Below are 15,455 nucleotides of genomic sequence, written 5' to 3' on the forward strand. Positions count from 1 at the left end.
ACGCGACGCCCGCCGCGCACCGGAAGGAATAGTTCATTATCGTTGAACGCTGAAGTGGAAGCCGGATACCCGGCTGACAAAGCCCTGCACTAGGAGGAAGCATCGTGGGCACCATTCCCGCAGACACCTCGGATCCCAAGTTCGCCGAATACGCCCACCCCGAACGGCTCGTGACCACCGAATGGGTGGCGGAGCACAAGGACGACCCCGGTGTCGTCCTGGTCGAAAGCGACGAGGACGTGCTGCTGTACGAGACCGGGCACATCCCCGGCGCGGTGAAGATCGACTGGCACACCGAACTCAACGACCCCGTGACCCGCGACTACGTCGACGGCACAGGGTTCGCCGCCCTGATGAGTGCCAAGGGCATCTCCCGCGATGACACGATCGTCGTCTATGGGGACAAGACGAACTGGTGGGCCGCTTACGCCCTGTGGGTCTTCACCCTGTTCGGCCACGCAGATGTCAGGCTGATGGACGGCGGCCGGAAGAAGTGGGAGGCCGAGGGCCGCGAATTGACCCGGGCCAAACCACAGATCACCGCAACGGACTATCCCGTCGTCGCCCGCGACGACGCCGCCATCCGGGCCTTCCTGCCCGAGGTCCGCGCGGCCATCGGCAATACTCCGTTGATCGATGTGCGCAGCCCAGACGAGTATTCGGGCAAGCGCACGCATATGCCGGACTATCCGGAGGAGGGCGCGCTGCGCGGTGGGCACATCCCCACCGCCAAGTCCGTGCCATGGGCCAAGGCGGTTGCCGAGGACGGAACGTATAAGTCCCGTGCAGAACTCGAAGACCTGTACCTGCGCGATCTGGGGTACACGACCGACGATGACATCATCGCCTACTGCCGGATCGGCGAGCGCTCCAGCCACACCTGGTTCGCACTGAACCATCTGCTGGGATTCGCCCATGTGAAGAACTACGACGGTTCGTGGACCGAATGGGGCAATGCGGTGGGCGTGCCCATCGTGCGCGGAGAACAGCCGGGTGAGGCGAAATGAGCGAGCAGGAGTCGCTGCCAGGCGGGCTGCAGGAGATCGCCGAGGACTTCGCCGCAACGCCGGCCGCACAGCGGTTGGAACTGCTGCTGGAGTTCTCCGATGAACTGCCGGAGCTGCCGCAGCGTTTGCAGGACGATCCCGACCTGCTCGAGCCAGTGCCCGAATGCCAGTCGCCGATCTTCGTGCTGGTCGAGGTGGAACCCGGGGCCGAGGCCGGTGGAGGCACCGTGCACCTGTTCTTCTCCGCGCCGCCTGAGGCGCCCACCACGCGCGGCTTCGCCGGCATCCTGTCCGAGGGATTGGACGGCCATTCGGTGGCCGAGGTCCTGCGGGTGCCCGCCGATATGCCGCTGCGCCTGTCGATCACCGACCTGGTCAGCCCGCTGCGGCTGAACGGCATGAGCGGGATGCTGGCGCGCATTCAACGCCAGGTGCGCGAAAAGGCCTGAGACCGGGCAGTAGTTCCCCTCCGACCGGCCCGTGGACGATGTCCGCGGGCCGGTTTTTCTATGTCTAAAAATAGAACAACCGCTCATATATTGAGATCAATATAACGGGAAGATAACGATTCAGCCCTCTTATGGTGTCGGGAAAATACTGTCCTTGGGTATATACCTACTGATCTCCAGCAGGTTCGCCTGCCGGAAAACTCGATTTGCGCAGGTCCGGTCGAGGGCTAGCGTGAAAAGGTCGGTCAACAGGCCGACTTGTGAGAATCGAGGAGGGGTACATGTCATCGGTGAAGCTGGGGAGACCCACGGCCGCCGTGAAGACGGAAACCGAATCGCGCACCATGGACAACGCGCCGTGGAGCCGCCTGCACACCCTGGCGGTGTTCTGCACACTGGGCGGAACGTTCCTGGACGGGTACATTCTGGGCATCGTCGGAGGGGCCATCCCGCCGGCCACCGAGGAACTGGGGCTGTCGCTGCTGTCGCAGGGCCTGATCGGCGCCAGCGCGTTGATCGGCATCTTCATCGGAGGCCTGTTCTTCGGCCGTCTGGCCGACCGCTTCGGTCGTAAGACGGTGTTCCAGTGGAACCTCGTCGCCTTCGTCGTCCTCTCCCTGCTCCAACTGGTGGCGGTCTCGCAATGGGACCTGGTGGGATACCGCCTGCTGCTCGGCGTCGCGATCGGCGTCGAATACGCTGTGGGTGCAGCGCTGCTGTCCGAATTCGTTCCCGCGAAGAACCGCTCCTTCATGTTGGGGGCGCTCAACGCAGTCTGGTTCGTCGGCTTCGTGCCGGCTACCCTGATCTCCCTGCACTTCTCCGGGAGCAACTGGCGGATCATCCTGGCGACCAGTGCGATCCCGGCGATCATCGTCGCCCTGCTGCGCATGGGCCTGCCCGAGTCGCCGAAGTGGCTGGTGTCCCAGGGCCGTGATGAACAGGCCAGGGAGATCCTCGACAAGCACTGGCCCGCCGGCACCGAGCTGCCTCCGACCGAACGCGTCGAACACAGCCACTTCCGCGAACTGTTCAGCCCCAAGTACCTTGCGCACACCATCTACGCCTCGCTGTTCTGGATCTGCCAGGTGGCCCCGGTATTCGCGATCCTGACGTTCATCGCCCCGGTGCTCACCCAGGTGGGCATCCCCGAGGGCGATGCCCGTGACCTCATCATGAACCTGTTCGAATTGGCCGGCGCGATCGCCTTCATCTGGATCCTGGCCGCCAGCCGACGTCGCACCCTGGTGATCTGGACCTTCGCCGTCGTTGCGGCCGGTCTGGCCGTCATCGGCCTGTTCCCGCATGCGCCGGTCGTCCTGCTGGCCGGAGTCATAGGCGTGGTGCTCTTCGTCTCAGCCGGCAGCAACAACCTCCAGTTCGTCTACCCATCGGAGATGTTCCCCACCAAGATGCGGTCGTCCGGAGTGGGCTTCGCCGCATCGATGAGTCGGCTGGGGGCGGCGACCGCAACCTACGTCATGCCGCTGTGCATGGCGGGCCTGGGAGTCAACGGAACGTTGTTGATCCTGGCGGCCTTCCCCGCGGTAGGCTTCGTGCTATCCATCTTCCTCGCGCCGGAGACCTCCGGTACCGAGATCCGCTAAGCGGACCCGGCCCGCACCAGCCGGGCAATGCCCGTCCAGCAGGCCAGTAGGAATGCGCCCCAGACGAGGCCGGTGAGCAAGGAGAAGCCCGTCTCCGTCAACCAGCCCAGGACGGGTCCCAGGAAGCCGGTGGCCTGTGCCACGAGCCCGGCGAGGTGCTCGACGCCGTGGTAGGCCACCGGCCAGCCCATGTCGGATGTCCCCTTGAGCAGGATGTGGCCTCCCACCCACAGCATGGCGAAGGTGCCCACGACCGACAGGAGCGTCAGCAGTCTGGGCATGCCCCAGAGCAGGAATCCACCGCAGGCCCGGCCCGCGGGTGTGCGACCCCTGCGATACATGAGTACGCCCACATCGTCCATTTTCACGATCACGGCCACCACCCCGTAGACCAGGGCGGTGAGGATGAGGGCGACGATGACAAGAGTGGTGAAGCGGTCCCAGAACGCTTGTCCCGCAACCTCGGAGAGGCTGATGACCATGATCTCCGTGGACAGGATGAAATCGGTGGTCACCGCCTGACGCACCATCGCCCGTTCCGCCTCGGGCCCGCGCAGGGCCGCCGGAGGTGGAACGGGCGATGCGGCTCCGGCGGCACCGTCGGAGCCCGCGCGCAGCCAGTGCCAGACCTTCTCGGCGCCCTCGAAGCACAGATAGCTCCCGCCGATCATCAGCAGCGGGGTGAGCACCCAGGGTGCGAACTGGCTGAGCAGCAGCGCCGCCGGCAGGATGATGAGGATCTTGTTGATCGCACTGCCCAGCGCGATCCGGCCGATCACGGGCAGTTCGCGCGAGGGCTTGATGCCCTCGACGAACTGCGGGGCCACAGCCGCGTCGTCGACGACGACCCCGGTCGTCTTCAGGCTGGTGGACACCGCCGCATCGGCCAGGGGGCGCACGTGTGCGGCGCTCATCTTCGTCAGGGTCGCGATATCGTCCAGCAGCGCGAACAAGCCTCCGCTCATGGCCCTCCTCCGGTTCGGCTCACGGGATACCGGCCAAGTATATGGCGTGCGCGCCACTGGAAATGCCGAGCGATCCGGGGCAGGATGGGGGTATGTCTACTACCGCATTCAATTCCGCACCCGTGAACACCACCGGCTCGCTGCCCGCAGTCGGCGCGGACCTGCCCGCCTTCGAACTGGTCGGCGGCGACTTGGCCCCCGTGACCTCGGCCGATCTGGCCGGCAAGAAGCTCGTCCTGAACATCTTCCCGTCGCTGGACACCGGTGTGTGCGCGGCCTCCGTGCACAAGTTCAACGAACTCGCCGCAGACCTCGACGCCACCGTAGTGTGCGTGTCCAACGACCTGCCGTTCGCCCAGGCCCGTTTCTGCGGGGCAGAGGGCATCGACAACGTCATCGTCGCCTCGGGCTTCCGCTCCGGCTTCGGACAGGACTACGGCGTGACCATGGAAGACGGCCCGCTGGCCGCCCTGCTGGCCCGCTCGGTCGTCGTCGCCGACGCCAATGGCAAGGTCGTCTACACCGAACTGGTCCCGGAGATCACGACCGAGCCGGACTACGATTCCGCCGTCGAAGCCGTCAAGGCCGCATGATCGACAACCCGTTGGCGGGCACCTGCCCGTGCGGCGGGAAACCAGAGGGGGCCGCGTTCGCAGACTGCTGCGGACCGGCCCTTTCCGGTGCCCGCTGGCCCGAAACGGCCGAGTCCCTGATGCGTTCGCGCTATACGGCCTTCGCGCTGGCCGATGAGGACCATCTGTTCCGCACCTGGCACCCCCGCACCCGGCCGGCGGGCCGGCTGAGCGACGCCGATACCCGCTGGACCGGCTTGGAGCTCGGCCGGGTGATCGGAGGGGGAGCCGAGGACAAGACCGGCACCGTCGAATTCACCGCGCACTACGTCGGGGCCGGGGCCGGCCCGGGTGTGATGCACTGCGTCTCCACCTTCGCTCGCCGGGCCGGACGCTGGATGTACGTCGAGGATCTCTAGGGGCGCGCAAGGCCCAGAAACTCGCGCAGCGCGGGCAGCTCCCGCCTGGCCTGCGACAGGCCCAGCCGATGGGCCGCCGCCAGGCGGGACAGGTCACGGGTGCTGTTCTTCAACGGCATCACCTCGGGTGCGAAGATATGTGCCCTGCCCTGCCGTTCGAGCTCGAAGATCCGCTCCCTGGTCGCGTTGTAGCGCTCATGGCGGGTGAACATGGCCTCCACCAGGCGGGGATAGCTCCGGAAGTGGGTGCGCAGGAAGGAACGCATGCCCACCGGCTCCTTGACGTAATCGCGCTGCTGGGTCAAGACGATGACGAAGCGCTCGAACCCCGCTTCCTGTGCCAGGGTCAGGGGGATACCGCCATCAGCGCCCATGGCCCCGTCGACGTAGAGCCTGCCGTCGATGTCCACCGGAGGCATGATGACCGGCATGGTCGACGATGCCTGTACTCTGGCCATCAGATCGTCCATCCGCGCATAGTCCGCCTTCGACCACACCACTTCCGCGCCGGTGCGCACATCGAAGCCCACGCACAGCATATCGGCGGGATTGTCCTGGAAATCCCGCCAGTGAAACGGCAGGGCCATACCCGGCTCGCAGGTCTCCCGGTAGATGTACCGGGCATTGAAATAGCCCTGGCCCCGGCTGAAACTGCGCCATCCTCCGAAGCGCTCATCGGCGGGGAAGTCGACGAAGGACCTGCGGGTGCGTTTGGCGTCGCGGGAGACGTAGTTCGCGGCATTCGAAGCACCGGCGCTGATACCCGCCACCCAATCGAAATCGATGCCCTGTTCCAACAGGGTCACCGCAAAGGCGCTGGTCAGGGCCGCGCGCATGCCGCCGCCCTCGAAGACCAGGGCCGTATCGGAGATTCTGGTTCCCATACTCCGAACTCTAACGGGGCACGGCGCCCTCGCGTGGACCGGGCACAGATCGCCGTTCGCACGTGGGACAATCGGGTCATGACCGAAAACCAGAACGACCTGCCCACTGACGAGCTGCGCTCAGTGACGATCACCCGCCTTGCAGAGGGCCGATACCTGGCCCGGAATGCATCGGGGAACACGCTCGAGTTCGGGCGCGACGAGGAACTGTTCAGCCCCGTCGAACTGCTGTTGGCCGCGATCGCCGGCTGCTCCTCGATCGACGTCGACGTGGTGACCAGCAGGCGCGGCGAACCGGACCGCTTCGATGTCACGGCTGCCGCCCGCAAGGTCACAGAGGACGGGGCCAATCGACTCGACGACGTGCATCTGTCGTTCGATTTGGCGTTCCCCGACACGGAGGCCGGGCGCAAGGCCGCCGGTACCGTGGAGCGGGCGGTGCAGCTCTCACACGAGAAGTACTGTACGGTCTCGCGCACCGTACAACACGGTGCGCGGGTGGATTTCGAGGCGCACACCGAACTGGACTGAGCACCCGGCGGGCGGGTGGAACCGGGCGGTTGCCCGCCCGCGCCCCGAGCGGTCGCCGGCTTACTTCAGAGCCTTGCCGACCTTGTGCAGGCGGTGACTCAGCTGCATGATCCGCACACTGCCCACAACGCCGGCGATGAGGATGCCGGCGATGGCGGACAGGATGATCGCAACGCCCAGGGGCAGGCTGAACTCCCAACCGAAGTAGTGGAAGACCGCGGCCTCGTTGTTCTGCACGATGAAGACCAGCAGCAGCACCAGCACGACTGCGCCCACGATGAGCGAGATCCACATGCCGATGCTCAGCCCGGAGGTTCCCGGCACCGTGACCGGGGGAACGACCTCGGCTTCGGTAGGCGCTTCGGGGCCGTCCTCGCCGGTTGGCTGAGTCGGCTCCAGGGCGTCCGGCGACCCGGTCCGGTCCGATGCCGCGATGACCTCTCGCCCGGGCAGCTGTTCCTGCGGGTCGACTGGGGAGTTCTCGTCTGCGGGTGTTGTGGATTCGTCCATGGCAGAACCCTATCAACGACACACGGGCCCGGTCCCACTCCACGCGGAGTGGGACCGGGCCCGTGTGCCGACTATCGGACGGCGTCAGCCGCCGACCGCTCAGGCGAGCGCGTCGATGATCCGGTTGAAGGTCTGCGAGGGCCGCATGGCCGCGGTGACCAGAGCATCGTCCGGGTTGTAGTAGCCGCCCAGGTCGACTGGCTGCCCCTGAGCCGCCAACAGCTCGGAGACGATGGTGTCCTCGTTCGCGCGCAGTTCGGCCGCGACCGGGGCCAGGGCCTCGGCCAGTTCGGCGTCCGTGGTCTGCTTGGCTAGTTCCTCGGCCCAGAACAGGGTCAGGTAGAAGTGGCTGCCGCGGTTGTCGATCTCGCCGACCTTGCGCGAGGGCGAACGGTTCTCACCCAGGAAGGTCTCCGTGGCCGCATCCAGGGTGTCGGCCAGCACACCGGCGCGCTCGTTGCCCTCATTGTTGAGCAGATGGCGGAAGCTCTCGGCGATGGCGAAGAACTCACCGAGGGAGTCCCAGCGCAGGTGGCCCTCTTCGACCAGCTGCTGGACGTGCTTCGGGGCGGAACCGCCGGCACCCGTTTCGAACAGGCCGCCGCCGGCGATCAGCGGAACGACGGAGAGCATCTTGGCCGAGGTGCCCAGTTCCAGGATCGGGAACAGGTCGGTGTTGTAGTCGCGCAGCACATTGCCGGTCACGGAAATCGTGTCCTCGCCGCGGCGGATCCGCTCGACGGAGAACTTCGTGGCCTCGACCGGGTTCATGATCCGGATGTCCAGGCCGTCGGTGTCGTGCTCGGCCAGGTATTCGTTGACCCGGGCGATGAGGTTGCGGTCGTGGGCGCGGGTCTCATCGAGCCAGAACACCGCGGGGGTCCCGGACAGGCGGGCGCGGGTGACGGCCAGCTTGACCCAGTCGCGCACCGGCACGTCCTTGGTCTGGCAGGCGCGCCAGATGTCCCCGGCGGACACCTCGTGGCTCAGCAGCACCTCGCCGGCGGCGTTGACGACCTCGACGGTGCCAGCGGTCGGGATTTCGAAGGTCTTGTCGTGGCTGCCGTACTCCTCGGCCTTCTGCGCCATCAGACCGACATTGGGCACATCGCCCATGGTCGACGGGTCATAGGCGCCATTGGCGCGGCAATCCTCGATGACGGCCTGGTAGACGCCGGCGTAGCTGGAGTCGGGGATGACGGCCAGGGTGTCCTGCGTCTGGTCGTCCTTGTTCCACATCTTGCCGCCCACGCGGATCATCGCCGGCATCGAGGCGTCGACGATCACATCGGAGGGCACATGGAGGTTCGTGATCCCCTTGGCGGAGTTCACCATGGCCAGTGCGGGGCCGTCGGCGAAGGCCTTGTCGACCTCGGCGCGGATGGCCGCGGCGGTGTCGGCGTCGAGCTCGTCGAGGCCGGCCAGGATCGCGCCCAGGCCGTCGTTGGCCGACAGCCCGGCTTCGGCCAGCTGTGCGCCGTACTGGGCGAACACGGTCGGGAAGAACGCCTTGATGACGTGGCCGAACAGAATCGGGTCGGAGACCTTCATCATGGTGGCCTTCAGATGCACGGAGAACAACACGCCGGCTTCCTTGGCCGCCGCGATCTGCTCGGTGAGGAATTCATCGAGCTTGGCGACGTTCATGAACGTGCCGTCGATGATTTCGTCCTTGAGCACTTTCAGGCCGTCCTTGAGCACCGTCACGTCGCCCTTGGCGTCGGTCAGGCGGATGGTCAGCACATCGTCGGCGGGCAGGATGACGGACTTCTCATTGGACCGGAAGTCGTCGTGGCCCATGGTGACGACGTTGGTCTTGGAGTCCTTGGACCATTCGCCCATCGAGTGCGGGTGCTTCTTCGCGAAGTTCTTCACGGCCTTGGGGGCGCGGCGGTCCGAGTTGCCCTCGCGCAGAACCGGGTTGACGGCCGAACCCTTGACCGAGTCGTAGCGGGCGCGGATGTCGCGTTCCTCGTCGGTCGAGGGCTCCTCCGGGTAGTCCGGGATGTCGAAGCCCTGGGACTGCAGCTCCTTCACCGCGGCCTTGAGCTGGGGGACGGATGCCGAGATGTTCGGCAGCTTGATGATGTTGGCCTCGGGGGTCTTGGCCAGTGCACCGAGTTCGGCCAGCGCGTCGGGGCGCTGCTGCTCGGCGGGCAGACGGTCGGCGAACAGTGCGAGGATGCGTCCGGCCAGCGAGATATCGCGCATCTCGACCCCGACACCGGCCTTGTGGGCGAATGCGTCGATGATCGGCTTGAGCGAATAGGTCGCCAACAGCGGCGCCTCATCCGTCCGGGTGTACATGATCTTTGCCATAGTGAAGAACCACTCCAGATCGTTCTTAAGGGTTTAAGCACGGTCAGTCTATCGGGTGGGTTACTCTGGGAGGCGCGCCGTCCGGCGCTCGATACGACCCGCGCGCCTGCGGCCGGGGTCCCGCGTACGACCCAGAGGAGTCCGACAGCCCGTGGCCAAGCTCTACTTCCGTTATGGCGCGATGAATTCGGGGAAGTCCACGGCGCTGCTGCAGGCCGCCTTCAACTACGAGGAACGCGGCCAGCGGGTGCTGGTGGCCAAACCCTCAGTCGACGTCAAGGGCGCGGGCCAGGTGATGTCGCGGCTGGGCGTGACCCGCGCCGTCGACTTCCTCATCGGGGCCGAGGACGACGTCGAAGCGCTGTTCAACGACGAGGCCGGGATGATCGCCCACGACGCACTGCTGGAATCGGTCGGCGGTGTCCCACCGGTGGCCTGCCTGCTGATCGACGAGGCGCAGTTCCTGACGCCCGAGCAGATCGATGGACTCATGCGCATCGCGACGCTGCGCAGGGTCCCCGTGATGTGTTACGGCATCCGCACTGACTTTCGGACCCGGGCGTTCCCCGGGTCGGCCCGGCTGCTGGAGATCGCGCACACCCTCGAAGAACTCAAGACGATCTGCCGCTGTGGGCGCAAGGCGATGTTCAACGGCCGCCGCATCGACGGCCGGTTCGTCTTCGCCGGCGACCAGGTCGCCATCGACGGGGTCGAAGCGACGTACGAATCCCTGTGCTCTGCCTGCTACCTCGAGGAGTCGGGCGGACGCCTGGGCTGAGGGCCTGCGGTAGCGTGGAGCCATGCTGAAACTGACGTACTCGGTGCTCAACCCCGAATACACCCACGCTCCCACCGTCATCCTGGGTCCGCCCCTGGGTGCGCACGCCGCCGTCTGGGCCGGTGTGGCCTACCGACTGGCCGAGGAGTTCCGCGTCGTGACCTACGATCTGCCCGGCCACGGTCTGGACGTGGAGAACCGGGCGGCGGCCCGGGCGGGAGAGCTGGACTATACGGTCGCCGACCTCGCCACCGGTGTGGTGGTGATCGCCGATGAGCTCGAACTCGACACCTTCCACTTCGCCGGCTGTTCGATCTCCGGCGGGGTGGCCCAGCACCTGGCCCTGGACCATGCTGAGCGCTTGGCCTCGGTCGCCGTCCTGTGCTCCCAGGAGCGCTTCGGCGATCCGCAGACCTACCTCGACCGGGCGGCCGAGGTGTTGCGCGACGGGACGCGTTCGCTGGTGGCCGATACAGCGGACCGGTGGTTCGCCGCCGGATTCCTCGACGAGGACAATCCGACCGCCGGGATCGTGCTCGAAATGCTCGCCGGCACCGATGATGCTGCCTACGCGGCGGCGTGCCGGGCCCTGGCGGGCTACGACCTGACCGGTCGCACCCAGGCCATCACCGTGCCGGCACTCTACATCGCGGGGGTTCAGGACCCCGGGGCTACCCCGGAGCTGATGGAATCCCTGGCAGACCGGATTGCCGGCGCGAAGTTCGTCACCATCCCGGATTCGGCCCATCTGTGCCTGGCCGAACACCCCGAACTCGTCGCCGACCACTTGGAGGAGTTCTTCCTTGCCCACTGACTCAGCGAATCCGACCCATCTGTTCGAACCCATCACGCTGCGCGGCCTGACGGTGCGCAACCGCATCTGGTTGCCGGCCATGTGCCAGTACTCATCGCCCACCGGTACGGGGATGCCGGGCCACTGGCACCTGGTGCACCTGGGCGCCAGGGCGACAGGGGGCTTCGGCCTCCTCATCACCGAAGCCGCCGCCATCGTGCCCGAGGGCCGTATTTCCCCGCAGGATGCGGGCCTGTGGAACGACGCCCAGCGCGATGCCTGGCGGCCGATCGTCGACTTCGTCCACGGGCAGGGTGCCGCCATCGCCGTACAGCTGGCCCACGCCGGCCGCAAGGCGGGCACCTACCGGGGATTCGTGGGGGAGCCCACGGGGGTGGCACCGGCATCCGCCGGTGGATGGGAGCCGGTCGGGCCATCGGTCCTGCCCTATCCGGGCCTGGCCACACCGCGGGAACTGACGACAGGGGAAGTCGCCGAGGTCTCCCGCGCCTTCGCCGCCGCCGCGCGCCGGGCCGTGGACGCCGGGTTCGACACCGTGCAGCTGCACGCGGCCCACGGCTATCTGCTCCACGAGTTCCTCTCGCCGATCTCGAACCGGCGCACCGACGCCTACGGCGGTGATCTGGCCGGCCGTGCCAAGCTCCTGCTGGACACCGTCGACCTGGTGCGCGCGGAACTGGGAGAGGACCGTCCGCTCCTGGTCCGGATATCCGCGACCGAATGGCTCGACGAAGCGGACGACTCGGCCGATCCCACCGCCCGTGGGCTGACGCTTAACGATGCGGTGACGGTCGCCGGCTGGCTGGCCGAGCGCGGGGTGGACATGATCGACGTGTCGAGCTCCGGCAACACCCCGGCGCGGATTCCGGTGGGTCCTGGCTATCAGGTACCCCTGGCCGCGCGGATCAAAGCGGAACTGGCCGCCCGCGCGCAGTCGGCAGGAGCCTCGGCCGCAGGGGCCGTGCCGGCCATCGGCACGGTCGGGCTCATCACGGAACCCGCCCAGGCGGAATCCCTGCTGGTCACCGGTCAGGCGGATATCGCACTAATCGGCCGGGCCGCACTGCGCGAACCCGCCTGGCCGCAGCGCGCCGCACACGAACTGGGCCTTGACTGGCACGCAGCACCCTACCCGCCGCAATACACCCGTGGTCGCTGGTAGGTCACCGGTCGTCTTCGGCGGGGGTTGTGAGTTCGAGGCCGACCACGCCGATGAGGACGAGGGCCAGGAAGAGGATCTTCGCGATGCTGAAGGGCTCACCGGCCACGGCGGCCCAGACCGCGGTCGCGGCGGTGCCGACACCGGCCCATACGGCATAGGCGGTGCCCAGGGGAATCCTGCGCATCGCCACCTGTAGGCCGCCCACGGACAGGGCCATGCCGATGACGAAGCCAGCCAGATTCCACGGGTGGAAGAGCCCGGCGTCTAGGGCGTGTGCCCAGACCGCTTCGAACATCCCGGCGACGATGAGGATCGGCCACGCCCAGGCCTTGGTGGGGGAGTAAGCTCGTAGGCTTTGCATGGTGCTCATCAGCCCACCGCCTTCAGTCCGACCGCCCCGCCCAGCAGGCAGGCGATGAACAGGCAGCGCAGAACGCTCAGGCGTTCGCGGCCACGGACCACCGAATAGACAATCGCGGTCAATGCGCCCACTCCCACCCAGACGGCGTACGCGGTTGTCACGTCGATGGCAGTCAGCGCCCAGGCGAGGCCGCCGAGGGACAACAGGGATCCCAGGAAGTAGAAGACGATGCGCCAGATCAAGCGCGTATTGCGGGCTGCCAGGGCGGCCGCCCAGAAGATTTCGCACATTCCGGCGGCGATGAGTACCAGCCAGGCCGCACCGGAGGATAAATCGGTCATGGGAATTCGGGGGAACGTCTTTGCGCGTGGGCCGGTACGTTGCCATTCGTCGGCTGGCGCGGTCGGCGCCCGAATCGAAACTAGCACACCGGGCCGTGCCCCACCGTGGTCGCATCCACTAGGCTGCCGATATGCAGACAATCACACTGGGCGACGTCACGGTCCGCTGGATCAGCGTCTCCGATATGGAAAACAACGTCTATCTTTTGACCTCGGCGGCCACCGGTGCACAGGTGCTCATCGATGCGGCGGCGGACGCTCCGGCGATCCGCGAGCTCATCGCTGCCGGCTCGGGTACCGCACCGGTGGCGATCCTGACAACCCACCGGCACTGGGACCATGTCAGGGCCCTGGCCGAAATCGCGGGCAACGGGGCCGAGGGCAATACGATTCCCGTCTATGCGGGAGCCGACGACGCGCAGGCGGTGGCCGAGGAATCCGGTGCGCAGGTGGACAGGCAGATCAACCACCTGGAGGACCTGGTCTTCCCCGGCTTCACCCTGCACGCGGTGAAACTGCGCGGGCACACCCCCGGGTCGATCGCCTATGTGTTGGCCGACGGTGCACAGACGATCATCTTCTCCGGTGATTCGCTGTTCCCCGGCGGGCCGGGCAAGACCTGGAACGAAGCCGATTTCGACTCCCTGATGGCGGACCTGCAGGAGCGGATCTTCGCGGTGTACCCCGATGACGCGCTGGTGTTGCCGGGCCATGGCGATACCACCACCCTGGGGGCGGAGCGCCCGCACGTGCCCGAATGGCTGGCCCGCCGCTGGTGAGGACCCGTGGCAGGTGAGGACCGGCGACCGGTGAACCATCGTCGGTGTAAACACTCGACCGGATAACAGGGCAGGGGCCCCGGGAATCGTTCCCGGGGCCCCTGCCCTGTTACCTGTGACTGCCGGTCCCAGCCGGCGCGGATCACTTGGCCGCGACATCCTCGCTGGTTGCCGAGATCAGCAGATCGCGTGCCGCACGGCGCTGTCGCTGCTCCTCCGGGTTGGGCACCGGAACGGCTGCGATGAGGCGCTGCGTGTACGGGTGCACGGGGTTCGCGACGACATCCTCACTGGGCCCGACTTCCACCAGGTATCCGTGACGCATCACGGCGATCCGGTCGGAGAGCATCTCGACCACGGCCAGGTCGTGGGTGATGAACAGCGACGCGAAGCCGTATTCCTGCTGTAGCCCCTTGAACAGCTCCAGCACCTTCGCCTGTACCGAGACGTCCAGGGCGGACGTCGGTTCGTCGGCGATGAGCAGCTTGGGCTTGAGCGAGAGCGCACGGGCGATGCCGATGCGCTGGCGCTGACCGCCCGAGAGCTCGTGCGGATAGCGGTTACGCATCGAGCGGGGCAGCTCGACGGAGTCCAGCAGGGCCTCGACCCGCTTGCTCAGTTCCGCTCCCTTGATGCCGTCGTGGAGCATCATCGGCTCGCCGATGCTCTCACCGACGGGCAGACGCGGATTGAGCGAGGAACCCGGATCCTGGAAGACGATGCCGACTTCCTTGCGGTAGGGCCGCAGCTGCTTATCGCCCAGTCCCGTGATGTCGTGGCCGTTGACCTCGATGGAACCCTCGACTACGGGCAGCAGGCCCAGGGCCGCGCGCCCGATCGTCGTCTTGCCCGAGCCGGACTCACCGACCAGGCCCACGACCTCGCCGGGGGCGATGGTCAGGTCGATGTGGTGGGCGGCCCGGAACGCAGGCGTCCGGCCGACCTTGGGGTATTCGATCGCGGCGTCGGTGAAGCGCAGCGCGACATCGGCGGTCGACGGCTGCGACCCGGGATGGTAGATCGTCTCCTTGGAATCCAGGGATACGTTCGCCGGGATCCAGGAGGCGTCCTGGTGTTCGGCCTCGCGGACATCGGCCGCGCCCTCCGAGCCGAAAGCCGCCGGGGCATCCGACTCCTTGCCCAGGTGGGGCACCGCAGCCAGCAGCTGCTTGGTGTACGGATGCTGCGGATCGTGGAAGATCTGCTCGGCCGGACCGTTCTCCACCACACGGCCCGCGCGCATCACCAGGATGTGGTCGGCCATGTCCGCCACCACGCCCATATCGTGGGTGATGAGGATGATGCCCGAATCCAGCTTGTCCTTCAGCTCACGCATGAGCTTGAGGATCTCGGCCTGGACCGTCACGTCCAGGGCCGTGGTCGGCTCGTCGGCGATCAGCAGGCCGGGCGAGCAGGCCAGGGCCTGGGCGATCATGATGCGCTGGCGCTGACCGCCGGAGAGCTGATGCGGATAATGGTCGAAACGGCGTTCGTACTCCGGGATCTCGACCATGCGCATCAGATTCAGCGCCTTCTCCTTGGCCTCCTTGGGCCCCATGGCGAAGTGGGTGCGCAGCACCTCCATGATCTGGAAGCCCACGGTGTAGACCGGGTTGAGCGCGGTCATCGGCTCCTGGAAGATCACGGAGATCTCCTTGCCGCGGATCTTCTGCAACTCCTCATCGGGCATGCCGATGAGCTCCTTATCGCCCAGTCGGGCCGAACCGGTGGCGCGTCCGTTCTTGGGCAGCAGACCGATGAGCGACATCGAGGACTGGGACTTGCCAGAGCCGGACTCGCCCACGATGGCCAAGACCTCGCCGGCGTGCAGGGTGTAGTGCAGATCGTCCGCGGCTGTGAACCATTCGTCGCCGACCCAGAACCTCACTCCCAGGCCGTCGACCGTCAGGATCGTCTGTCCGCGCTTGCCCGTTGACTTTGTATTCGTATCGGCCAT

17 protein-coding genes are annotated in these 15,455 nt (G+C 66.7%); 10 read left to right on the top strand and 7 right to left on the bottom strand.

The window, feature by feature from the left end; translation table 11 throughout:
* Positions 1-101 precede the first annotated feature (101 nt).
* From NQ038_RS02275 to NQ038_RS02285, 3 genes are all read left to right on the top strand, one after another.
* Entirely contained in the window at positions 102-1,007 is a 906-nt protein-coding gene (locus NQ038_RS02275) for a sulfurtransferase (RefSeq protein WP_257047323.1), read from the top strand.
* Positions 1,004-1,456: a SufE family protein gene (locus NQ038_RS02280; protein WP_257047155.1), complete on the top strand. Its 453-nt coding sequence runs from the start codon at positions 1,004-1,006 to the stop codon at positions 1,454-1,456. Before NQ038_RS02275 ends, NQ038_RS02280 begins: the two co-directional genes overlap by 4 nt.
* Before the next feature lie 281 nt (positions 1,457-1,737).
* Positions 1,738-3,063, top strand: a complete 1,326-nt coding sequence (locus tag NQ038_RS02285; RefSeq protein WP_257047156.1) for an MFS transporter — start codon at positions 1,738-1,740, stop codon at positions 3,061-3,063.
* Here the strand turns inward: NQ038_RS02285 and NQ038_RS02290 are convergent.
* On the bottom strand, positions 3,060-4,028 hold the full coding sequence (locus NQ038_RS02290; RefSeq protein WP_257061748.1) for a DUF808 domain-containing protein: 969 nt from the start codon (positions 4,026-4,028) through the stop codon (positions 3,060-3,062). The genes NQ038_RS02285 and NQ038_RS02290 overlap by 4 nt on opposite strands.
* 92 nt (positions 4,029-4,120) lie before the next feature.
* Here NQ038_RS02290 and tpx point away from each other — a divergent pair, with 92 nt between their 5' ends.
* Both tpx and NQ038_RS02300 read left to right on the top strand, forming a co-directional pair.
* Positions 4,121-4,621 (top strand): thiol peroxidase, encoded by a 501-nt coding sequence (gene tpx, locus NQ038_RS02295; RefSeq protein ID WP_257047159.1) that lies wholly within the window; start codon positions 4,121-4,123, stop codon positions 4,619-4,621.
* Positions 4,618-5,019 (top strand): YchJ family protein, encoded by a 402-nt coding sequence (locus tag NQ038_RS02300; protein ID WP_257061749.1) that lies wholly within the window; start codon positions 4,618-4,620, stop codon positions 5,017-5,019. The genes tpx and NQ038_RS02300 overlap by 4 nt, the downstream gene beginning before the upstream one ends.
* On the opposite strand, the gene NQ038_RS02305 is transcribed toward NQ038_RS02300, so the two are convergent.
* Positions 5,016-5,903 carry a patatin family protein gene (locus NQ038_RS02305; protein WP_257061750.1) on the bottom strand — a complete coding sequence of 296 codons (888 nt, stop codon included), beginning with the start codon at positions 5,901-5,903 and terminating at the stop codon, positions 5,016-5,018. The two genes, NQ038_RS02300 and NQ038_RS02305, sit on opposite strands and share 4 nt — an antisense overlap.
* A 78-nt stretch (positions 5,904-5,981) precedes the next feature.
* Between NQ038_RS02305 and NQ038_RS02310 the strand changes: the two genes are divergently transcribed.
* The gene (locus tag NQ038_RS02310; RefSeq protein ID WP_257058429.1) at positions 5,982-6,434 is read left to right on the top strand and encodes an OsmC family protein; all 453 of its coding nucleotides are present in this window, start codon (positions 5,982-5,984) and stop codon (positions 6,432-6,434) included.
* Positions 6,435-6,494: 60 nt separating this feature from the next.
* On the opposite strand, the gene NQ038_RS02315 is transcribed toward NQ038_RS02310, so the two are convergent.
* Both NQ038_RS02315 and NQ038_RS02320 read right to left on the bottom strand, forming a co-directional pair.
* On the bottom strand, positions 6,495-6,944 hold the full coding sequence (locus tag NQ038_RS02315) for a lipopolysaccharide assembly LapA domain-containing protein (RefSeq protein ID WP_257047163.1): 450 nt from the start codon (positions 6,942-6,944) through the stop codon (positions 6,495-6,497).
* Between the two features lie 99 nt (positions 6,945-7,043).
* Entirely contained in the window at positions 7,044-9,263 is a 2,220-nt protein-coding gene (locus NQ038_RS02320; protein WP_257061751.1) for an NADP-dependent isocitrate dehydrogenase, read from the bottom strand.
* A 151-nt stretch (positions 9,264-9,414) separates the two neighbouring features.
* Here NQ038_RS02320 and NQ038_RS02325 point away from each other — a divergent pair, with 151 nt between their 5' ends.
* Genes NQ038_RS02325 through NQ038_RS02335 form a run of 3 tightly spaced genes read left to right on the top strand, consistent with a single transcriptional unit; the run spans position 9,415 to position 12,017 of the window.
* A complete protein-coding gene (locus NQ038_RS02325; protein ID WP_257061752.1) occupies positions 9,415-10,041 on the top strand; it encodes a thymidine kinase in 627 nt (208 codons plus the stop codon).
* A gap of 22 nt (positions 10,042-10,063) precedes the next feature.
* Entirely contained in the window at positions 10,064-10,855 is a 792-nt protein-coding gene (locus NQ038_RS02330) for an alpha/beta fold hydrolase (RefSeq protein WP_257061753.1), read from the top strand.
* Positions 10,845-12,017 (top strand): NADH:flavin oxidoreductase/NADH oxidase, encoded by a 1,173-nt coding sequence (locus tag NQ038_RS02335; protein WP_257061754.1) that lies wholly within the window; start codon positions 10,845-10,847, stop codon positions 12,015-12,017. The genes NQ038_RS02330 and NQ038_RS02335 overlap by 11 nt, the downstream gene beginning before the upstream one ends.
* A 1-nt stretch (position 12,018) precedes the next feature.
* Here the strand turns inward: NQ038_RS02335 and NQ038_RS02340 are convergent, their stop codons facing one another.
* Complete coding sequence (locus NQ038_RS02340) at positions 12,019-12,387, bottom strand: multidrug efflux SMR transporter (RefSeq protein WP_257047169.1); 369 nt, start codon at positions 12,385-12,387, stop codon at positions 12,019-12,021.
* Positions 12,387-12,719, bottom strand: coding sequence for a multidrug efflux SMR transporter (locus NQ038_RS02345; RefSeq protein WP_257061756.1), 333 nt, complete (start codon positions 12,717-12,719; stop codon positions 12,387-12,389). The genes NQ038_RS02340 and NQ038_RS02345 overlap by 1 nt, the downstream gene beginning before the upstream one ends.
* A 131-nt stretch (positions 12,720-12,850) precedes the next feature.
* Between NQ038_RS02345 and NQ038_RS02350 the strand changes: the two genes are divergently transcribed.
* Positions 12,851-13,498, top strand: coding sequence for an MBL fold metallo-hydrolase (locus NQ038_RS02350; protein ID WP_257061758.1), 648 nt, complete (start codon positions 12,851-12,853; stop codon positions 13,496-13,498).
* A 142-nt stretch (positions 13,499-13,640) separates the two neighbouring features.
* On the opposite strand, the gene NQ038_RS02355 is transcribed toward NQ038_RS02350, so the two are convergent.
* Positions 13,641-15,455, bottom strand: a complete 1,815-nt coding sequence (locus NQ038_RS02355) for an ABC transporter ATP-binding protein (protein WP_257061762.1) — start codon at positions 15,453-15,455, stop codon at positions 13,641-13,643.

The organism is Brevibacterium sp. 50QC2O2 (assembly GCF_024580675.1).
Classification (GTDB): Bacteria; Actinomycetota; Actinomycetes; order Actinomycetales; family Brevibacteriaceae; genus Brevibacterium; species Brevibacterium moorei.

What these genes read in the sequence shown, in the direction of transcription:
- NQ038_RS02280 (WP_257047155.1), top strand. Translation starts at nt 1,004, where the DNA reads ATGAGCGAGCAGGAGTCGCTGCCAGGCGGGCTGCAGGAGATCGCCGAG.
- NQ038_RS02285 (WP_257047156.1), top strand. Translation starts at nt 1,738, where the DNA reads ATGTCATCGGTGAAGCTGGGGAGACCCACGGCCGCCGTGAAGACGGAA.
- NQ038_RS02290 (WP_257061748.1), bottom strand. Translation starts at nt 4,028, where the DNA reads ATGAGCGGAGGCTTGTTCGCGCTGCTGGACGATATCGCGACCCTGACG.
- tpx (WP_257047159.1), top strand. Translation starts at nt 4,121, where the DNA reads ATGTCTACTACCGCATTCAATTCCGCACCCGTGAACACCACCGGCTCG.
- NQ038_RS02300 (WP_257061749.1), top strand. Translation starts at nt 4,618, where the DNA reads ATGATCGACAACCCGTTGGCGGGCACCTGCCCGTGCGGCGGGAAACCA.
- NQ038_RS02305 (WP_257061750.1), bottom strand. Translation starts at nt 5,903, where the DNA reads ATGGGAACCAGAATCTCCGATACGGCCCTGGTCTTCGAGGGCGGCGGC.
- NQ038_RS02310 (WP_257058429.1), top strand. Translation starts at nt 5,982, where the DNA reads ATGACCGAAAACCAGAACGACCTGCCCACTGACGAGCTGCGCTCAGTG.
- NQ038_RS02315 (WP_257047163.1), bottom strand. Translation starts at nt 6,944, where the DNA reads ATGGACGAATCCACAACACCCGCAGACGAGAACTCCCCAGTCGACCCG.
- NQ038_RS02320 (WP_257061751.1), bottom strand. Translation starts at nt 9,263, where the DNA reads ATGGCAAAGATCATGTACACCCGGACGGATGAGGCGCCGCTGTTGGCG.
- NQ038_RS02330 (WP_257061753.1), top strand. Translation starts at nt 10,064, where the DNA reads ATGCTGAAACTGACGTACTCGGTGCTCAACCCCGAATACACCCACGCT.
- NQ038_RS02340 (WP_257047169.1), bottom strand. Translation starts at nt 12,387, where the DNA reads ATGAGCACCATGCAAAGCCTACGAGCTTACTCCCCCACCAAGGCCTGG.
- NQ038_RS02345 (WP_257061756.1), bottom strand. Translation starts at nt 12,719, where the DNA reads ATGACCGATTTATCCTCCGGTGCGGCCTGGCTGGTACTCATCGCCGCC.
- NQ038_RS02350 (WP_257061758.1), top strand. Translation starts at nt 12,851, where the DNA reads ATGCAGACAATCACACTGGGCGACGTCACGGTCCGCTGGATCAGCGTC.
- NQ038_RS02355 (WP_257061762.1), bottom strand. Translation starts at nt 15,455, where the DNA reads ATGGCCGATACGAATACAAAGTCAACGGGCAAGCGCGGACAGACGATC.